The sequence below is a fragment of the Streptomyces sp. SID9727 genome, assembly GCF_010550605.1.
Lineage (GTDB): Bacteria > Actinomycetota > Actinomycetes > Streptomycetales > Streptomycetaceae > Streptomyces.
On the sequence record NZ_JAAGNI010000113.1, the window covers coordinates 1 to 16,227 of the forward strand.

General features: G+C 73.8%; 11 protein-coding genes and 1 pseudogene. 5 read left to right on the plus strand and 7 right to left on the minus strand.

Features of this window, described 5'->3' with window-relative positions; translation table 11 throughout:
• A pseudogene (locus G3I41_RS06930) lies at window positions 1-336 on the minus strand (hypothetical protein); the annotation flags it as partial.
• A gap of 84 nt (window positions 337-420) precedes the next feature.
• On the opposite strand from G3I41_RS06930, the gene G3I41_RS06935 reads away from it, so the two are divergent.
• Window positions 421-2,865, plus strand: coding sequence for a helicase C-terminal domain-containing protein (locus tag G3I41_RS06935; RefSeq protein ID WP_164399415.1), 2,445 nt, complete (start codon window positions 421-423; stop codon window positions 2,863-2,865).
• A 48-nt stretch (window positions 2,866-2,913) separates the two neighbouring features.
• Here the strand turns inward: G3I41_RS06935 and G3I41_RS06940 are convergent, their stop codons facing one another.
• Both G3I41_RS06940 and G3I41_RS06945 read right to left on the minus strand, forming a co-directional pair.
• Entirely contained in the window at window positions 2,914-3,789 is an 876-nt protein-coding gene (locus G3I41_RS06940) for a hypothetical protein (protein WP_164399416.1), read from the minus strand.
• Between the two features lie 4 nt (window positions 3,790-3,793).
• Window positions 3,794-4,213 carry a hypothetical protein gene (locus G3I41_RS06945; protein WP_164399417.1) on the minus strand — a complete coding sequence of 140 codons (420 nt, stop codon included), beginning with the start codon at window positions 4,211-4,213 and terminating at the stop codon, window positions 3,794-3,796.
• Window positions 4,214-4,390: 177 nt separating this feature from the next.
• Here G3I41_RS06945 and G3I41_RS06950 point away from each other — a divergent pair, with 177 nt between their 5' ends.
• The gene (locus G3I41_RS06950) at window positions 4,391-6,034 is read left to right on the plus strand and encodes a DNA repair helicase XPB (protein ID WP_164399418.1); all 1,644 of its coding nucleotides are present in this window, start codon (window positions 4,391-4,393) and stop codon (window positions 6,032-6,034) included.
• A 19-nt stretch (window positions 6,035-6,053) separates the two neighbouring features.
• On the opposite strand, the gene G3I41_RS36310 is transcribed toward G3I41_RS06950, so the two are convergent.
• Window positions 6,054-6,224, minus strand: coding sequence for a hypothetical protein (locus tag G3I41_RS36310; RefSeq protein WP_203600378.1), 171 nt, complete (start codon window positions 6,222-6,224; stop codon window positions 6,054-6,056).
• A 361-nt stretch (window positions 6,225-6,585) separates the two neighbouring features.
• Here G3I41_RS36310 and G3I41_RS06955 point away from each other — a divergent pair, with 361 nt between their 5' ends.
• Entirely contained in the window at window positions 6,586-8,649 is a 2,064-nt protein-coding gene (locus G3I41_RS06955; RefSeq protein WP_164399419.1) for a UvrD-helicase domain-containing protein, read from the plus strand.
• A 54-nt stretch (window positions 8,650-8,703) separates the two neighbouring features.
• Here the strand turns inward: G3I41_RS06955 and G3I41_RS06960 are convergent, their stop codons facing one another.
• Both G3I41_RS06960 and G3I41_RS06965 read right to left on the minus strand, forming a co-directional pair.
• The gene (locus G3I41_RS06960; protein ID WP_164399420.1) at window positions 8,704-11,340 is read right to left on the minus strand and encodes a glycoside hydrolase family 9 protein; all 2,637 of its coding nucleotides are present in this window, start codon (window positions 11,338-11,340) and stop codon (window positions 8,704-8,706) included.
• A 286-nt stretch (window positions 11,341-11,626) separates the two neighbouring features.
• A complete protein-coding gene (locus G3I41_RS06965; RefSeq protein ID WP_164399421.1) occupies window positions 11,627-12,316 on the minus strand; it encodes a copper homeostasis protein CutC in 690 nt (229 codons plus the stop codon).
• A gap of 261 nt (window positions 12,317-12,577) precedes the next feature.
• Here G3I41_RS06965 and G3I41_RS06970 point away from each other — a divergent pair, with 261 nt between their 5' ends.
• Complete coding sequence (locus G3I41_RS06970) at window positions 12,578-14,845, plus strand: heavy metal translocating P-type ATPase (protein WP_164399422.1); 2,268 nt, start codon at window positions 12,578-12,580, stop codon at window positions 14,843-14,845.
• 60 nt (window positions 14,846-14,905) lie between these two features.
• Here G3I41_RS06970 and G3I41_RS06975 read toward each other — a convergent pair whose 3' ends face one another.
• Complete coding sequence (locus tag G3I41_RS06975) at window positions 14,906-15,529, minus strand: GNAT family protein (RefSeq protein ID WP_164399423.1); 624 nt, start codon at window positions 15,527-15,529, stop codon at window positions 14,906-14,908.
• A 227-nt stretch (window positions 15,530-15,756) separates the two neighbouring features.
• Between G3I41_RS06975 and G3I41_RS06980 the strand changes: the two genes are divergently transcribed.
• Window positions 15,757-16,203, plus strand: a complete 447-nt coding sequence (locus tag G3I41_RS06980) for a hypothetical protein (protein ID WP_164399424.1) — start codon at window positions 15,757-15,759, stop codon at window positions 16,201-16,203.
• Window positions 16,204-16,227: the final 24 nt, after the last annotated feature.

A 16,227-nucleotide genomic window follows, 5' to 3' on the forward strand; every position in this document is an offset into this window, starting at 1 on the left:
AGCGCCCTTGCCCGGGCCGCGCGGGGCGTCGGCGCCCGGGTCCCGGCCCGGAAGACGCGCGCGGCGCGGTTCGGGGATTTCCGGGGGTTCCGGCGGCTCCGACGCCCCCGCCCGGGCCGCCGCCGCGACCAGTTCGTCCGGGGTTCCCAGGGTGCCGATGATGCGGCGGACCTGGCCCGGGGTGTGCGCCCGCTGGGCCGTGCGCCGGCGGTCGATCTCCGTCCGGAGCTCCGCCACCAGCCTCATCCGGGCGCCGGACGGCAGCTGTTGCCGCTGGGCCAGGTCGCCGACCCGGCTCAGGTAGTCGTAGACGAGCTGGTCGCTCTCGATCCCCACGCGTCGCTTCCCCTCGGTTCCCCGCCACGGCCTGCACCGACGGTAGCGCCCTCAGGGCTGTCCGGAGCGGCTACCGTGGGTCGGATGGGGACGACCACACCACCGCGGACGCTCGCCGAGGCACTGCGCGCCCGGGACGACGAGTCACTGGCCGGGCTGCTGCGGGCGCGGCCCGATCTCCTCTCCCCCGTGCCGGGCGACATCACGCAGCTCGCCACGCGCGCGGGCACCCGTGCGTCCGTCGTACGCGCCCTGGAACGCCTGGACCGGTTCGCGCTCCAGGCCGCCGAGGCGCTCGCGGTCGCGCCCGACCCGGCGCCGTACGAGACGCTGCTCGGGCTGCTGACCGGGGACGGGCAGGACGACGGCGAACAGCGCGACGACGTGGGCGCCGCGATCGTGGCGGCGCTGCCCGGCGCGGTCGGGACCCTGCGCGAGCAGGCGCTCGTGTGGGGCGAGGACGACCGGCTGCGGCTCGTGCGCACGGCGCGGGAGCTGCTGTCTCCGTCGCCCCAGCACCCCTCCCCCACCGGTCTCGGGCCGACCGTCGCCGAGGCCACCGCGGGCATGTCCCCCGGCCGGCTCCAGGAGATCCTGGCCGCCGCCGGACTGTCCGCCACGCACGACCCGGTGTCCGCGGTGGCGGCCCTGACCGGGCTGTTCACCGACCGGGCCCGGATGGGCGAGCTGCTGGACACCGCGCCGACGGAGGCCCTGGCGGTCCTGGACCGGCTCGTGTGGGGGCCGCCGTACGGGGAGGTGACACCGAATCCGGCGCCGCCCGTGACGTGGCTGCGGGACCGGGGGCTGCTCCTGCCCGTCTCGACCCGGACCGTCGTGCTGCCGCGCGAGGCGGCGCTGCATCTGCGGGCCGGGCGCGCCCACCGGACGCCGGAGCCCCGGCCGCCGGCCGTGACCGCCGCCGCCGAACGCGATCCACAGGCTGTGGACAGCGCGGCGGCCGGGCAGGCGTTCCTGGCGGTGTCCACCGTCGAGGAGCTGCTGAAGCACTGGAACGGCGGCGGCCCGGCCGTCCTGCGCGCCGGCGGGCTGAGCGTCCGCGAACTGCGGAAGACGGCCGCCGCCCTGGACGTCCCGGAGCCCGTCGCCGCGTTCTGGGTGGAACTCGCGTACGCGGCCGGGCTGCTGGCCTCCGACGGCGAGGCGGACGAGCGGTACGCGCCGACGCCGGCGTCCGACGAGTGGCTGGACCTGCCCGCGCAGGAGCGCTGGATCTCCCTCGCCACGGCCTGGCTCACCGCCACCCGGACCTCCGGCCTGGTCGGCGGCCAGGACGCGAAGGGGCGGGCGCTGTCCGCCCTCGGCTCCGACCTGGACCGTTCCGCCGCGCCCGAGGTGCGCCACCGGGTCCTGGCCCTGCTCGACGCGCTGCCGGCCGGCACCGCGCCCGACCCCGAGTCCGTGCTCGCCCGGCTCCGCTGGGAGCGTCCGCTGCGCGGGGCCGCCGCCTCCGAGGGGACCACGGATCTGCGGTCCCGGATCGCCCTGTGGACGCTGAACGAGTCGGAGCTCCTGGGCATCACCGGGCGCGGCGCGCTCGCCGCCCAGACCCGCGCCCTGCTCGCCGAGGGGCCCGCGAAGGCCGCCGCCCTGCTCGCCCCGCTGCTGCCGGAGCCCCTGGACCACGTCCTGCTCCAGGCCGACCTGACGGCCGTCGCGCCCGGTCCGCTGGAACGCCCGCTGGCCGACATGCTCGGCACGCTGGCGGACGTCGAGTCCAAGGGCGGGGCGACGGTGTACCGCTTCACGCCCGGGTCCGTACGCCGGGCCCTCGACGCCGGACGGACCGCCGCCGACCTGCACGCCTTCCTCGCCACGCACAGCCGGACGCCGGTGCCGCAGCCGCTGAGCTACCTCATCGACGACGTGGCCCGCCGCCACGGGCACCTCCGGATCGGCGCCGCGTCCTCGTACGTGCGGTGCGACGACGAGACCGTGCTCGGCGAGATCCTGGCCGACAAGCGGTCCGCCGCGCTGCGGCTGCGCCGGATCGCGCCGACGGTGCTGGCGGCGCGGGCCGATCCGGCGTCCCTGCTCGACGGACTGCGCGAGATGGGGTACGCCCCCGCCGCGGAGTCCGCCGACGGCGACGTCCTGATCACCCGGGCCGGCGCCCACCGCACCCCGCCACGCTCCGCGCCCGCCCCGGTCCCCGAGGGCCCGCCGGTGCCGGACACCACGCTGCTCGGCGCGGCGGTCCGGGCGATCCGGGCCGGGGACGACGCGGCGACGGTGGTCAAGGCCCGGCCGGAGGCCGGACCCGCCGCCCCGCCCGGCGCGCTGCCCCGCACCACCCCGGCGGAGACCCTGGTCACCGTCCAGGCCGCCGCGATGACCGGCTCCGCGGTCTGGATCGGCTACGTCAACGCGGACGGCGCGGCGAGCCAGCGCGTGATCGCCCCGGTCCGCGTGGAGGGCGGTTACGTCACGGCGTACGACCACACGGCGGACGAGATCCGCACGTACCCGCTCCACCGCATCACGGGCGTGGCGGAGCTGGCGGAGTAGGGCGCGCGGTACCGGCCCGTCCGGGCCGACGCCGTGGTGCGGGCACGCTCACCTCTGCACCTGCACCGCGCACAGCGTGCGCGAACCGCTGAAGACCGTCCAGCTGAGCGTCTTGCGGCCGGTGCGCTGCGGGCACTGGCCGTCGCTCACCAGCGCGGTGATGACCATGAGCGCGTTCTGCCCCTTCGGAACCTTGGTCTGGTCGCACCCCCAGACGGTGAACAGCATCCCGGTGCCCTTGATGCTCCCGTCCGCCTGCTTGGTCAGGGAGGCGGGGAAGCACTGGCCCGAGGCGAACCGCCGGTCCAGGCACAGGGCGACGGAGGAACCGTCGGAGTTGACGTGTCCCCAGCTGCGCCGGCCCGCGCCCTCGGGGCAGTTGCCGGCGGCCGTGGTCACCATGGTCACCTGTGTGAAGGCGTAGCTCGCCGCGCAGTCGACGGCCTCGGGCCGGTCGTGGTTCAGCTTGCCCCAGCCGGCGTCGAACACGTTGAGGCAGGTGCCGGCCCGGACCGAGGCGAACGCCAGGTCGACGGGGTTCGGCGGGTCGGGCGTGGGGGTCGGCGTGGGGGTGGGGGACGGGCTGGGCGTCGGCGGGGAGGTCGTCCCGTCCGCATCCGGCTCCTCCTCGTCGTCCCGGCTGTCCGGCGGCGGGTCCCGGTGCGGCGGCCGGGACACGGGCTCGGACACCACGGAGGCGGGTTTGTCGTCGTCGCCCCCGCCCGGCTTCTGCCACGGCTGCCAGAGGGCCACCAGAACGACGAGGCCCGCGAGGGCGAGGACGACCGCGGACGAGACGCTGACGAAGTAGGTGCTGCTGACGTCCCGGCCGGCCATCGTGACCCGGGCCCGCCCGGACGCCCGGGCGTCCATCCGGATGCCGCCGTCGTCGGCGTCGTCCGAGTCCCCTCCCGCGTAACTCAAGCGATCACCCGTTCGTGATGTTGACGTCCCGCCCGGCCATCGTGACGCGGGAGCGGCCGGACGCCTGCACCTTCATGGTGACCGTCCGCGGGGCCGCGTCCTCGGCCCCGGCCGGCCGCAGTTCGTCCATCACGCGCCGGAGTTCGGGCACCAGCTCCGGATGGGCGGCCAGCAGCTGCTGCAGCCGCGCCGCCCACTCGGTGACGAGGCCCTGCTCCAGCACCTCGTTGCCGGTGCTCCGTGCCGTGAGCGCGGCCGCGCGGGCGTCCGTCAGATCGGCCGCCACCCGGTCCGCCCGGTCGGGCTGCACCCGGCTCCAGAGATCGGCCAGCGCCTGCCGGGCGCGCTCCCACCCGGCCGTCGCCAGGCCGTCCACCAGCGTCGACGCCGCCTGGCCCGCCAGGGCCGCCAGTTCGATCTCCATAGCCCGCTCCCTGCGTTCACTCGCCATCGGGAGAACGTGTATATCGCCCAGGACGCGGGGGCGCTGGGGATTTGAGGAGTTCCTGAGCCTGTACACGCGTGGGGTCCGGGCCCACGACACACCGCCCCCGCATGCGGCACACTGGAGGTTTCCCCCGAGCCGAAAGGGCCCACGCGCGTGAGCGGACCCCTCATCGTCCAGAGCGACAAAACGCTCCTCCTCGAAGTCGACCACGAGCAGGCCGACGCCTGCCGTCGGGCCATCGCGCCGTTCGCCGAACTGGAGCGGGCGCCCGAGCACATCCACACGTACCGGTTGACCCCGCTCGGGCTGTGGAACGCCCGCGCGGCCGGGCACGACGCCGAGCAGGTCGTGGACGCGCTCGTGACGCACTCCCGCTACCCCGTACCGCACGCGCTGCTCGTCGACATCGCCGAGACGATGGACCGCTACGGACGCCTCACCCTGTCCAAGCACCCCGTGCACGGGCTCGTCCTGACGACGACGGACCGGCCCGTGCTGGAGGAGATCCTCCGGTCGAAGAAGGTCCAGCCCCTGGTCGGGGCCAGGATCGACCCGGACACCGTCGCCGTGCACCCCTCCGAGCGCGGCCAGGTCAAGCAGACGCTGCTCAAGCTCGGCTGGCCCGCCGAGGACCTCGCGGGGTACGTGGACGGCGAGGCGCATCCGATCGAGCTGGACGAGGACGGCTGGGCGCTCCGCCCGTACCAGCAGCAGGCCGTCGACGGGTTCTGGCACGGCGGTTCCGGCGTCGTCGTACTGCCCTGCGGCGCGGGCAAGACCCTCGTCGGGGCGGGCGCGATGGCGCAGGCCAAGGCGACCACCCTGATCCTGGTGACGAACACCGTCTCCGCCCGCCAGTGGAAGCACGAGCTGGTGAAGCGGACCTCGCTGACCGAGGACGAGATCGGCGAGTACAGCGGGACGCGCAAGGAGATCCGGCCGGTCACGATCGCCACCTACCAGGTGCTGACCACCCGCCGGAAGGGCGTCTACCCGCACCTGGAGCTGTTCGACTCCCGCGACTGGGGCCTCGTGGTCTACGACGAGGTGCACCTGCTCCCCGCCCCCGTCTTCAAGTTCACCGCCGACCTCCAGGCCCGCCGCCGCCTCGGCCTGACCGCGACCCTGGTCCGCGAGGACGGCCGCGAGTCGGACGTCTTCTCGCTCATCGGCCCCAAGCGGTTCGACGCGCCGTGGAAGGAGATCGAGGCGCAGGGCTACATCGCCCCGGCGGACTGCGTCGAGGTCCGGGTCAACCTCACGGACTCGGAGCGCCTCGCGTACGCGACCGCCGAGGCCGAGGAGAAGTACCGGTTCTGCGCGACGACCGCGACGAAGCGGAAGGTCACCGAGGCGCTGGTGCGCAAGCACAAGGGCGAGCAGACACTCGTCATCGGGCAGTACATCGACCAGCTGGACGAGCTGGGCGAGCACCTGGACGCCCCGGTGATCAAGGGCGAGACCAGCAACGCGCAGCGCGAGAAGCTGTTCGAGGCGTTCCGGCAGGGCGAGCTGAACGTGTTGGTGGTGTCGAAGGTGGCGAACTTCTCCATCGACCTGCCGGAGGCGACGGTCGCCATCCAGGTGTCGGGGACGTTCGGTTCGCGCCAGGAGGAGGCGCAGCGCCTGGGCCGGGTGCTGCGGCCGAAGGCCGACGGGCATGAGGCGCGGTTCTACTCGGTCGTCGCACGCGACACGATCGACCAGGACTTCGCGGCGCACCGCCAGCGGTTCCTGGCCGAGCAGGGCTACGCGTACCGCATCGTGGACGCGGACGAGCTGCTGTCGGAGAGCTGAGGCGGGCGCGGGGGTGCGGTCAGCGTCGCCGCACCCCCGCCTCCTCCGCGTACTCGCCGAGGACGACGACCCCGAAGGCGGCCTGCGCGAAGACCTTCACGGCACGCAGGGCGCCGGAGGCGCGGTTGTGGGGGTGACCGGGGGCCGCGGTGGCGCCGGTCCTGCTCGGGTCAAGGGTGACGGTGCTCATGTGTCCATGGTGCTCCGGACGGGTGCGCCGGGGCGTCGCCCCGCAGACGGAAGCCCGACGCCGCCCGCGTACACCTCCGGTCGCACGGCGTCCCCTACGGGAGGGACGACCACGCCCCCGTAAAACCATTCGCGCCCACCCTCCGCCCGCCGGTACACTCCCCGGTCTGCCCGCCTCCCGCACCGTGGTACCGGCGGCCCCGGAGGGGGCCCTACCGGCAGCCGGGGGAGCGCCGCCGACCGGACGGAAACCGGCCGACAACCGTACGCACGATCGATCCCCGAGCGGACCGCACACGCCCCGCAAGCGCCGGAGGCGAGCCGCGGTCCGCCGTCCTGCGTTGAATGCCGGAGGCAACACCGTGCCCGCGCACGAATTCGAGAGCGACACCACCACCGACCCCCTCGCCCATGAGCGCGCCCATCTCGCGGCGTCCCGCGCCGCGCTGCGCGCCATGCGGGAGGACGCCCAGAACCTCGACATCCGCGACGTCACCGCGAACTGGGTGAACGCGGCCGTGCTCCAGGCGCAGATCGACGAGCGGATCAAGTCGCTCGCGGACCTGGCGCACACCCCGCTGTTCTTCGGGCGCCTGGACTACCTGCACGTCGTCGGGGCGGAGGAGGCCGAGGGCGCGGAGGGCGAGCAGTTCTACATCGGGCGCCGCCACGTGCACGACGCCGTGGGCGACCCGATGGTGATCGACTGGCGCGCCCCGGTCTCCCAGCCGTTCTACCGGGCCTCCCGCAAGGACCCGCTGGACGTCGGCCGCAGGCGCCGCTTCGGTTACACGGGCGGCGACCTCACCGCGTACGAGGACGAGCACCTCACCGACCCGGCCGAGGCGGAGCAGACGAGCAAGCTGCTCCAGGCGGAGATCGAGCGCCCCCGCGTCGGCCCCATGCGGGACATCGTGGCGACGATCCAGCCGGAGCAGGACGAGATCGTCCGCAGCGGGCTGGGCGGCACGGTCTGCGTGCAGGGCGGCCCCGGCACCGGGAAGACCGCCGTCGGCCTGCACCGGGTCGCGTACCTGCTGTACGCGCACCGCGAGCGCCTGGCCCGCACCGGCACCCTGGTCGTCGGCCCGAACCGCTCGTTCCTGCACTACATCGAGCAGGTGCTCCCGGCCCTCGGCGAGCTGGAGGTCAAGCAGGCGACCGTCGAGGACCTGGTGACCGCGCAGATCGAGGTCAGGGGCGCGGACGAGGCCCCGGCCGCCGTCGTGAAGGGCGACGCCCGCATGGCGGAGGTGCTGCGGCGCGCGCTGCGCTCGCACGTCACGCCGCCGGCCGAGCCGGTCATGGTGGTGCGCGGCTCGCGGCGCTGGCGCGTTCCGGCGTACGAGATCGAGGAGATGGTCCAGGAGCTGCTGGCCCGGGACATGCGCTACGGCGCCGCGCACGAGGCGCTGCCGCAGCGCATCGCGCACGCGGTCCTGGTGCGGATGGAGCAGGCGGGCGAGGCGCCCGACGACCGGGTGCAGAACGCGGTGGCCCGGAACACGGCGGTGAAGGCGGCGGTCAAGGCGATCTGGCCTGCGGTCGACCCGGCGAAACTGGTCCTGCGGCTGCTGTCCGACGCGGAGTTCCTGGCGGAGCACGCGGAGGGGCTGCTCACCGAGGACGAGCAGAAGGCGATCCTCTGGACCAAACCGGCCCGCAGCGTGAAGACCGCCAAGTGGTCGGCGGCGGACGCGGTGCTGATCGACGAGGCGGCCGACCTGGTGTCGCGTACGCACTCGCTCGGCCATGTCGTGATCGACGAGGCGCAGGACCTCTCCCCCATGCAGTACCGCGCGGTCGGCCGCCGCTGCTCGACCGGTTCGGCGACCGTCCTCGGCGACCTGGCGCAGGGCACGACGCCGTGGTCGACGCAGAGCTGGGAGCAGGCGCTGAGCCACCTGGGCAAGGCGGACGCGGTGGTGGAGGAGCTGACGGCCGGCTTCCGCGTGCCGCGCGACGTGATCGCGTACGCCTCCCGGCTGCTCCCGGTGATCTCGCCGGGGCTGGCGCCGGTGGAGTCGGTGCGTGAGTCGCCGGGTTCCCTGTCCGTGCGCGAGGTGGCGGACCTGGACGCGGCGGTCGTCGCGGCCTGCGAGGAGTCCCTGACGCACGAGGGGTCGATCGGCCTGATCGCCGCCGACGCCCGCGTCCCCGCCCTGGCCGACGCGCTGACGGCGGCCGGTCACACGTACCTCTCGCCCGGCCGGGAGACGACCGCCGAGACCCGGCTGACCCTGGTCCCGGCGTCGCTGGCGAAGGGCCTGGAGTACGACTACGTGGTGCTGGACGAACCGGCCGCCGTGGTCGACGGCGAACCGGACGAACGCACGGGCCTGCGCCGCCTGTACGTGGCGCTGACCCGTGCGGTCTCCGGCCTGACGGTGCTTCACTCGGCGCCGCTGCCGGAGGAGCTGGCGTAGCCGGGAAGTGAACGGGGGCGGGGGGACCGTTGTCCACCCCCGCCCCCGCCCGGTCTATCCGGCGGTGCAGGCCCGCCCGTTCAGCTTCACCGTGCCCGGGTCGGCCGCCGGACCCGTGCGGCTGCTGTTGAACCCGAAGTCCACCGAGGCCCCGGGCGCGATCGTCCGGTTCCAGGACAGCGGGGTCGCCGTCACGGTCCTGTCGTACTGGCCGATCTCGGCGCTCCAGGTGTGGCTGAGCTTCTGGTCACCGGGCAGCAGCCAGGTCAGCGACCACGGGGTGACGGGCTCGGTGCCGGTGTTCTTCACCGTGACCGTGGTGGTCGAGCCGGTGCTCCACGGGTGCGAGGAGTACCTCACCTCGCAGGAGCGCTCCGGGCCCGTGGCGTCGCCCGCGTCGTCCAGGTAGGAGGCGATGTAGGCGAGCGGGGCGTTCCAGTTGATGGCGACCTCGTTGGTGGCGTACGAGCCGTTGTCGTCCAGGTAGCACATCGCCGCCGCGCACCCCTTGAGCTTCGAGGCGGCCTCCGGGTCGCCCGAGGTCGGTGCGGTCAGGTTGGGGCCGCCCGCGAGGGACCCGGCCGGCGGGTGCGGCAGGGACGGGTCGGACTCGTGGGCCCAGAACCGGTGGTGCTGGTTCTGCGAGTACCGCTCGCCGTAGCCGGTGACGTACGACTGGTTGAGCGGGTTGCGCCCGAACAGGTAGTCCGCGCCGCGCAGCACGGCGTCGCGGTAACCGGTCTTACCGGTGAGGTCGGCGGCCGTCGCCAGCACGATCATGTTGTTCAGGACCTGGCTGTTCGATCCCCAGGCGTAGTTCTGGCCCTTGGGCGCGTACGGCACGCCGTACAGCTGGTCCTCGGTCTGCGCCTGGTAGCGGTCGGCGGCCGTCGTCACGACGTTCCGTACGCCGGCGAGCTGCGCGGCCGTCAGGTCGTTGGGGACCGTGGCCAGGGTCAGCACGCCGAGTCCGGCGGTGCCGCCCCACCAGATGCCGCCGTCGGCGGGGAAGGCCGCGTCCACGTCACCGTGCAGCGGCGAGTCCAGCAGCGCCTGCCGGTACGCGTCCTTGCCGGTCGTGGTGAACAGCTCGGCGGCGGCCCAGTAGAACTCGTCGCGCACGTCGTTGTCCTCGTACGTCCCGCCCCCGACGCCGTCCGCCGGGCTGGCGAGCACGTCCGGGTGCGCCTTCGCGGCGGCCCACGCCGTCTCGGCGGCGGTACGGCACTTGGCCGCGAACTCCGCGTCGAACGGGGCGTAGAGGCGGGCGCACTGGGCGGCCGTCGCGGCCAGGTTCAGGGTCGCGGCGGTCGTCGGCGGGTGCAGTTCGCGCTGCTCCGGGTCGAGTTCGGGGCGCATCGGGATGCCGGTCCAGTTGGCGTCGTGCACCTTGTGGTGGACCATGCCCGCCAGCGGCTCCCCGGCCGGGACCTGCATGCGCATCAGGAAGTCCAGCTCCCAGCGCGCCTCGTCCAGGATGTCCGGCACGTCGTTGCCGTGTTCGGGCACCCGCAGCGCGCCGTCGCCCAGCTCGGCGGACTCCGCGCCGTCGGCGGTCAGCGTGCGCTCGTAGGTGTCCATCAGCTCGGCGACCGCGATACCGCCGTTCACGACGTACTTGCCGTGGTCCCCGGCGTCGTACCAGCCGCCGCGCACGTCGAGCCGGTAGTCGCAGACGCCCGCCTGGCACGGCACGTCCGTGTCGCCCTTGTTCGGCGCGACTCCGAGGTGCCCGGCCGGGCGCGCGTACTCCTCGCCGGCCAGGTCCGCGTCGATCGCGATGCCGCTGCGGTTCTGGTAGAAGTACGCGAGCGAGTCGGACCGGAGGCTGTCGTACAGGTCCGCCCGGATCGAGAAGGGCTCGCTGACCTGCCCGTCCGCCTCGATCGTGAAGCCGTCGCCGGTGGCGGTGGCGTCGCTGAAGTCGAAGGTGTGCACGTTCTGCCGCGAGGTCGGGTCCTCGCCGCCGGGCGTGGTCGTCCCGCTCGCGACGGTCGCCCCGCCGGCCGCCTTCAGCGTCCACGGGAGGGGATCGGTCGCGTCGGTGACCAGCGTGCCGGTCTTGGGCCCCTTGGGCAGGTAGCCGACCTGGTTGACGCGGACCGGCGACCCGGTGTCGGGCACGTAGACGGGCGGCTCGGCACCCCCGCGCAGCGACACGTCGTCCACACAGAAGGTCGCCGCCTCCGCGCCCCCGCCGACCTGGAAGGCCACCTGCGCCCCGTCCAGGTCCGCGGCGGCGGTGAACACGTGCGTGTAGGCGGTCGCCTCGGCGCCGATGTGATCGGTCGCGGAGAGGTCGGTGGTGTACGGCTCCGTCGCCATCTGCACGTTCGTGTGGATGGACAGCGGCACGGTCGAACTCGCCGTGTACGACAGCGTGTACGCCTCACCCGCGACGAGCGGGATGTCGTTCTGCCCGATGATCGCGTCCCACGGGTTGGCGGTCCCGCCCGGCACGTCGGCACACAGCCGCCCGTCCACGACGGCGACGGGCGCGTTGGCCGTCGACCACCAGGGCGCGGTGCCCGCGGAGAAGTCACCGTTGGTGATCTGCTCCGGAGCGGGGTCGTCGTCGGCGGCGACGGCACCGGGTGCGGTGAGGATGCCGCCGCAGAGGGCGGCGACGGCCAGGACACCGAGCGCACGGCGTCTGCGCCGGACGGAGGAGGGCGGCGGGGAGGCTTTCACCAGGGGCCTTTCGTCGTGGGGACGGAAGAATGATGGGAGCGCTCCCACAGCGAACGGGCATGCCGGGGAGGCGCGCCATGGGAGCGTTCCCATCACCGCGAGGCCATTGTGGGACGTGGGACGCCGGTTGCGCCAGGGTCATGACAGGCCGGACTCGGCGGGCCGCCCCGCCCAGTCCGGCACCGGCGCCGTCAGCCCCTCCGGCGCCTGAGGAGCGGGGCACGGGGGCAGCACCCCCGGGACCGCGGCGCGCGACGGGGCGCGGCAGGCCCTCCGCCCCGAGGAGCTACGCGTCCAGCACCGCCCGCCACTCCCGCACCGCATCCGCGTCCACCGGCCCGGCCCAGCCCCCAGGCCGCGCCGCGCCCCCGATGTGGACGGCGTCGATCCCCGCGTCCAGGAGCGCCGGCAGGTGCTCCAGCCGCAAGCCGCCCCCCACGAGAATCCGCGGCTCGTACCCCGGCTCGCCCGCCCGCCCGGCCTCGGCCACCAACGTGGGTATCCCCGCGTCCACCCCGGCCGCCGCCCCGGCCGTCAGATACGTGTCAAGACCCGGCAGGTCCGCGAGCGCCTTGCGCAGCGCGTCCCGGTCGGCGGCCCGGTCGATCGCCCGGTGGAACGTCCACCGGCAGCCGTCCAGCACGGCCACGAGCCGCTCGACCGCGACCAGGTCCGGGCTCCCGTCCGCGTCCAGGAAGCCGAGCACGAACTCGTCCGCCCCCTCGGCCCGCAGCTCGCGCGCCTTGCGTACGAGTATCTCGATGTCACCGGCCGCGAAGCCGTCGGCGACCCTGAGCATCACCCGCAGCGGAATGTCCACCGCGGCGCGGATCGCCGCGAAGGTCGCACAGGACGGGGTGAGGCCGTCCGCCGCCATGTCGGTGACCAGCTCAAGCCGGTCCGCACCACCCGCCTGGGCGGCGACCGCGTCCTCCGCGTCGAGAGCGATCACCTCCAGGACTGCACGGTTGCTCATGGGAACCCAATCCTCCAGGAAGCAGCAATAGGTCTAGTCCAATGGCCAGCCTACGGGGCGGTAGGCCGAGGGCGCAGCCCCCACCGTGAACGTGAAGATACGCGAGGCCGAACGGACGCCGGGCGACCGACCGGCGCGCCCTGCGCACCCCATAGAGGATCACCCTTGCCTCCAGATAGGGGGCGGGGGTATACATGACCGAAGAGAGATACCCCCAGGGGGTACCCAGGACGGGGTACCCAGGACCACGAGGAGGCCCCCGTGCCAGCGCACACCGCGCCCACCACGCATACCGCCGAGGCCGAGGTCGAACTGGCCATCGGGGGCATGACCTGCGCCTCCTGCGCGGCCCGTATCGAGAAGAAGCTCAACCGGATGGACGGCGTGACGGCCGGCGTCAACTACGCCACGGAGAAGGCCCACGTGACCTACGACGGCGCCGCCGTCTCCGTACAGGACCTCATCGCCACGGTCGAGAAGACCGGTTACACCGCGCACGAACCCGCGCCCCCGGCGCGTACCGCGGAGGACGAGGCCGTACCCGCCCCACGGGAGGCGGACACCCTGCGGCAGCGGCTGATCACGGCCGTGCTCCTCGCCGTGCCGGTGATCGCGATGTCGATGGTCCCGGCGCTCCAGTTCGACAACTGGCAGTGGCTGGCCCTCACCCTCACCGCGCCCGTCGTCACGTACGCGGGCTGGCCGTTCCACCGGGCCGCGTGGACCAACGCCCGGCACGGCGCGGCGACGATGGACACGCTCATCTCCCTCGGCACCTCGGCCGCGTTCCTGTGGTCGCTGTGGGCGCTGTTCTTCGGCACCGCCGGGATGACCGGCATGACGCACCCGTTCGAGCTGACCATCGGCCGCAGCGACGGCGCGGGGAACATCTACCTGGAGGCGGCGGCCGGCGTCACCGCGTTCATCCTCGCCGGGCGCTACTTCGAGGCCCGGTCCAAGCGGAAGGCGGGCGCCGCGCTGAAGGCCCTCCTCGAACTGGGCGCCAAGGAGGTCACGGTCCTGCGCGACGGCCGCGAGGTGACCGTGGACACGGCGGACCTGCACGTCGGCGACCGCTTCCTGGTCCGGCCGGGCGAGAAGATCGCCACGGACGGGACCGTGGTCGAGGGCTCCTCGGCGGTGGACGCGTCCATGCTCACCGGCGAGTCCGTCCCGGTCGAGGTCGCCGTCGGCGACACCGTCACCGGCGCGACGCTCAACGCGGGCGGCCGTCTCGTGGTCGAGGCGACCCGCGTCGGCGCGGACACCCAGCTGGCCCGGATGGCGAAGCTGGTCGAGGACGCGCAGAACGGCAAGGCGGCGGCGCAGCGCCTCGCGGACCGGATCTCGGCGGTGTTCGTCCCCGTGGTCATCGCGCTCGCGCTCGGCACCCTGGGCTTCTGGCTGGCGGACGGCGCGGGGCTCACGGCCGCGTTCACGGCGGCGGTGGCGGTCCTGATCATCGCCTGCCCGTGCGCGCTGGGCCTCGCCACACCGACCGCGCTGATGGTCGGCACCGGGCGCGGCGCCCAGCTCGGCATCCTGATCAAGGGCCCCGAGGTCCTGGAGTCCACCCGCCGGGTCGACACGATCGTCCTCGACAAGACGGGCACGGTCACCACCGGCCGGATGACCCTCCAGACCGTCCACACCACCCCCGGAACCACCGAGACCGACGCCCTCCGCCTCGCCGGCGCCCTGGAACACGCCTCCGAACACCCCATCGCCCAGGCCGTGGCCACCGGAGCCGCCGACCGCACCGGCACACCCCTCCCCACCCCCGACGACTTCACCAACCTCCCCGGCCTCGGCGTACAGGGCGTCGTCGACGGCCACGCGGTCCTCGTCGGCCGCGAACAGCTCCTCGCCCAGTGGGAGATCCGCCTCCCGGCGGACCTGGCCGCCCGCAAGGCCGAGGCGGAGGCCGCCGGCCGCACGGCGATCGCGGTCGCCTGGGACGGCGAGGCGCGCGCGGTGATCGAGGTGGCCGACGCGGTGAAGGACACCAGCGCGGAGGCGATCACCCGCCTGCGCCGCCTGGGCCTGACGCCCATCCTGCTGACCGGCGACAACCGGGCGGTGGCGGAGTCGGTCGCGGCCGAGGTCGGGATCGGCGAGGTCTACGCGGAGGTCATGCCGCAGGACAAGGTGGACGTCGTCAAGCGCCTCCAGGCGGAGGGCCGCTCGGTGGCCATGGTCGGCGACGGCGTGAACGACGCCGCCGCGCTGGCCCGGGCCGACCTGGGCCTGGCGATGGGCACGGGCACCGACGCGGCCATCGAGGCGGGCGACCTGACCCTGGTCCGCGGCGACCTGCGCGCGGCGGCGGACGCGATCCGCCTGGCCCGCCGGACGCTCAGCACCATCCGGACGAACCTGTTCTGGGCCTTCGCGTACAACGTCGCGGCGCTCCCGCTGGCCGCGGCGGGCCTCCTGAACCCGATGATCGCGGGCGCGGCGATGGCCTTCTCGTCGGTGTTCGTGGTCGGCAACTCGCTACGGCTCCGGAGGTTCCGGGGCGAGGGGTGATTCCAGCCCGTCCGCCACACATCGCCCGCGCCGGGTCCGTCCGGGGCGGGCGGTTCGCGTCTACGCGGCCCCCCGCCGCATCCGCGACTCCAGGCGCTCCCGTGCGTCCGGCCACTCCTGCGCCGTGATGGAGAAGATCGCCGAATCCCGCAGCCGTCCCTCCTCGCCGGGCGCCCACGAAGGGGACCAGTTCCGCAGCACACCCTCGAACGTGGCGCCCACCGACTCGATGGCGGCCCGCGAACGCCGGTTGCGCGCATCGGTCTTCAGGTCCACCCGGGCGACGCCCCACTCCTCGAAGGCGTGCCGGAAGAGCAGGTACTTGGACTCGGTGTTCACCCCGGTGCCCTGAGCGGACGCGGCGAGCCAGGTGAAGCCGACCTCGATGGCGGTGAGGCTGCCGTCGTCCAGCCAGCAGCGCGGTTCCCAGTACGCCGTGGCCCCGATGACCCGCCCGGATTCCCGGTCCACCTGCACGTAGGGGGCCAGCTTTCCCGCGGCGGCCCTTCCCAACTGGGCCTCGATGTACCCCTCGACCTCCCCGGGCCCGGGCACCCAGGTGTACCCGTACGAACTCCGGTCCTCCTGCCCCGCGCGCAACAGGCCCTCCGCGTGCCGGTGTTCCAACGGTTCGAGCCGTACCCGCGAACCTTCCAGAACCGGTCCCACCAGCACGAAAGTCATCGCTCACCCATCCCGGTCGGCAATAGAGGAACAGCGGGCCGGCGCCCGTCCGTAGGGTGCCAGAGCCCTCGCGCGTGTGTCGCGCGCATATGTTTCCGACCGGGTCCCTGCCGACGGCAACCGGATCACCGCTCGCGCGCGTCGTAGTCTGCGGCCGGCCTGCGGAGGACCGCACCACCGCTCCCGGACCGGCACGTCAGTCCGTACGACGAGCAAGAAGAGGATCTATGCAGCGCACCACGACCACGGTTGCAGGCAAGCGTTCCCGCCTGCGCCGCCGGAGCACCGCCGCCCTGCTCGGTGCGGCCGCCGTCGCCGCTCTGACCACGGTCACCGCCACACCCGCCAGTGCCGCCGGAGCGCCGACCGGCATCAACTGGGACCACACCTGGAACGGCAGGGGCGTCCGGGTCTACGTCGAGGAGCACGGCGACATCATCTCCGTGTGCGACACGTCCGCGAACGGTCACGGGGCCTTCGTCACGGTCGATGACTGGGACCTGAACATCAGTCACTACAAGGCCGCCGTGCACACGGGCAAGGGCACCTGCGTCACGCACCGCGCCAGCCAGGGCGGCAGGTACAACCTGCACGAGTACAGCAACATCGGGCTCACCTTCGAGGGCGAGGGCGGCCGGGGCTCCTACGCCGTGAACTTCGTCAACGACCACTGACACCACGCTGAGGGCCCGGCAACG

Excerpts from the sequence above, each read along its gene's own strand:
- G3I41_RS06935 (WP_164399415.1), top strand. The coding sequence starts at position 421 with ATGGGGACGACCACACCACCGCGGACGCTCGCCGAGGCACTGCGCGCC.
- G3I41_RS06945 (WP_164399417.1), bottom strand. The coding sequence starts at position 4,213 with ATGGAGATCGAACTGGCGGCCCTGGCGGGCCAGGCGGCGTCGACGCTG.
- G3I41_RS36310 (WP_203600378.1), bottom strand. The coding sequence starts at position 6,224 with ATGAGCACCGTCACCCTTGACCCGAGCAGGACCGGCGCCACCGCGGCC.
- G3I41_RS06965 (WP_164399421.1), bottom strand. The coding sequence starts at position 12,316 with ATGAGCAACCGTGCAGTCCTGGAGGTGATCGCTCTCGACGCGGAGGAC.
- G3I41_RS06975 (WP_164399423.1), bottom strand. The coding sequence starts at position 15,529 with ATGACTTTCGTGCTGGTGGGACCGGTTCTGGAAGGTTCGCGGGTACGG.
- G3I41_RS06980 (WP_164399424.1), top strand. The coding sequence starts at position 15,757 with ATGCAGCGCACCACGACCACGGTTGCAGGCAAGCGTTCCCGCCTGCGC.